The sequence below is a fragment of the Vibrio sp. 10N.222.55.A1 genome, from assembly GCF_041473835.1.
GTDB classification, from domain to species: domain Bacteria; phylum Pseudomonadota; class Gammaproteobacteria; order Enterobacterales; family Vibrionaceae; genus Vibrio; species Vibrio crassostreae_C.
In genome coordinates this window covers 1-2,583 of sequence record NZ_JBFRSX010000131.1, presented here as the reverse complement: position 1 = coordinate 2,583, position 2,583 = coordinate 1, and the positions used below count along the sequence as shown (strand labels likewise).

Genomic DNA, 2,583 nt, shown 5'->3' with positions numbered 1-2,583 from the left:
AAGTGCGATCCCGCCCTGCTCCACAACCAAGGCAGAAAAGCGATACTATTGTGTTATTAAAATTTTTTGATGTTGCATGTTTTGGTAGTTAAAGGCCGCAATACGCCTATGCAAAAGCTACATCATGTACCTCCTTATTATTTTTAAAGCTTAAGATGTGCAAAATCAATCAGAAGTGATACTGATTAATAGATGAATAAATGGAGTGTGAAGAAGAAATATGATTAAGACTTATGGCTGTCTATTTCTATTATATCTGAATTTAATGTGCGGATGTTGATTTTTTACTGGATGAGCTAATAGTCCCTTCGTAATTTTTTATATATCTCTATTTTACCATGGAAAGCTATGTTCCTGCTTGAGTATTTTATCGGGAAAAATACAGAGCTTTCGATTAAACAAATAAAATCCTATAAACCTTTGAGTAACTTGGTTTACACTTGTAGGATATAAATTAATTCTTATACAGTCTAACTTTAGAAATGGAAATCTTGGATAATATTTCCAAATGCGAATAGGAGGGCAACTTTTTGCATAGGGAAATGAATCTAAGAAGGGATGGGGAAATTTCATCTTAGAGCGGCAGGTTGAGTAACGCTTCACATATAAGGAACAGGCAGCCCAGCTAAGTGTCTTGTTAGTGTTACCTTCTAAGCTTATCTATTTCTTTTATTAGATTCAGAGAGCTTAGAGAAAATATAAATTGAGGCACAAATGTAAACCAACAACAAAAATATATGTAAAAGCCTTGGAGTTTCACTTTGCTTAGACACATCATTAACTAAGAACAAGCCTATGACCAAAGCTGGAGATACAAGTTTTCTCCATCCATGACCTTCGCAAAAGAAAGTTACAGCCCCTTCCAATAACTTCCAGGTACAAAAAAGGCCAATAATTGCGGCGGTGCCTTCTAAATATCCAACGCCCCCTCCAGATGCGGAATTTCCCGTAAAGTAATGGTAACCCCGTGCTAGGACTTGCGGCGAAAATAGAGAGAGCACGATGAGTACTTTAACCTTCATAGAACAGCTTTGAAATTTGAATAAAGTTGACACACTAACTCTCCGCATAACGAGCAACAAAACGTATCGGCGATTAGTTTAAACTCGGAACTGGTATGGCCTGAGACTTATGGACACTTTACTGCTATGAGAAAATTGAAGCCATCAGTGATATGAGCAAGTGTGATCTCATACTGACGTAACTGATTTTGGGGCACTTCTGAATTAGAAAGTGCCACGGGTAAAAATTCAATCTGAGAAGCTTTTGGACAATAACAAGTTAGGAGCAGTCATAAACTGCAGTCTCATTCGAAGCGATTAAAAAAGCACTTCTAAACGAGATGTTAGAAGTGCTAATTATTGAGTAAATTTAATAAACTTCTTATACCCAGACTTGATCAAATACTCGGTACATGTTGCCACCTAAGAACTTGCTGCAGTCTTCTTCTGAGTATCCATTTTCAAGCATGGTATCAATTAGAGCTGCAACAATTTGATATGGTGCTGGGGTAGGAAACCCTTTTGCTCCTACAGCGGCACTATAGCCACCATCAGGGAATACGTTCTGCCCCATTGGTGTTTGAATAATAGACGCTGTAAAATTGATGTTCGGGATATAGTCTGAACCGAAGCCAACGTGGTCTATACCGACTAAGTTGACCATATAATCAATATGTCGAAATAATTGTTCAGTCGTCAATATATCTGGGTTAGATGTATCCATAAAGGCAGCCACCATATTTATTGAGCAAACCCCACCGGTTGCCGCAACACCTTTAATCACAACGTCAGAAAGGCTTCTCTGATAATCGGCAATGGCTTTCGCACCTGAATGCGAAGAAATGACAGGTTGGCTACTGCGTTCAATCGCATCTAAGGAGGTTCGTTCGCCAGTATGGCTTACATCAACAGGCATACCGTATCGGTTATAAGCGTCGACAAGTTTTTTTCCATATTCAGTTAGACCACGGTTCTCAATTTCGAAGCAGCCATCACCCACATCATTACGTTGATTATATGCCAATAAACAGTAACCATAGCCCATCTCACGCCATAGTCCTACGCGATCAACATCACCACCAAATATTTGAGTACCTTGGTGAGTGAAGTAAATACCCAATTTGTTTTGTTTTACCGCTTCATCAATATCTTTGGTAGTGCGGATCATCATATAGTCGTCTGGGCGTTCTTTCATTTTGCTTAGGTAGAACTGAGCGCCTTTCATAATGCCTTCAACCGAGGCATCTAACGAGTCTGCGGAAGGACATGCTGCTAGTACCTTGAATCCAGCGGCTTTGCACTTGTCCATTTCATCATGGAATTCTGGTGCTTCAGGTGAAGACCATTGAGAGGGCCAAAGACCGGAAAAAAGGCTGTCAATAGCCATAGAATCTCGAACAATTTTTTTTGCACGTTCAGATGCAGGATATTTGTGTGTTCGTTGAGGGATTTTTGAATAATCTTTTATTTCAAATTCTGGTAATTTTGGTGCACCTGACTTTGTCGCTTTATCATTACTTGGTTCGATTTCAGATTTGTTGTCCATATTTGAAATTTTCCTTAACAGTGTTAGCTTCTATAA

At 39.1% G+C, this 2,583-nt stretch carries 2 protein-coding genes; both read right to left on the bottom strand.

What is annotated here, in order from left to right; genetic code table 11:
• Window positions 1-656: 656 nt before the first annotated feature.
• On the bottom strand, window positions 657-1,055 hold the full coding sequence (locus AB4493_RS22085) for a hypothetical protein (protein ID WP_372155820.1): 399 nt from the start codon (window positions 1,053-1,055) through the stop codon (window positions 657-659).
• Window positions 1,056-1,383: 328 nt separating this feature from the next.
• On the bottom strand, window positions 1,384-2,547 hold the full coding sequence (locus AB4493_RS22080) for a dipeptidase (RefSeq protein ID WP_017062427.1): 1,164 nt from the start codon (window positions 2,545-2,547) through the stop codon (window positions 1,384-1,386).
• Window positions 2,548-2,583 lie beyond the last annotated feature (36 nt).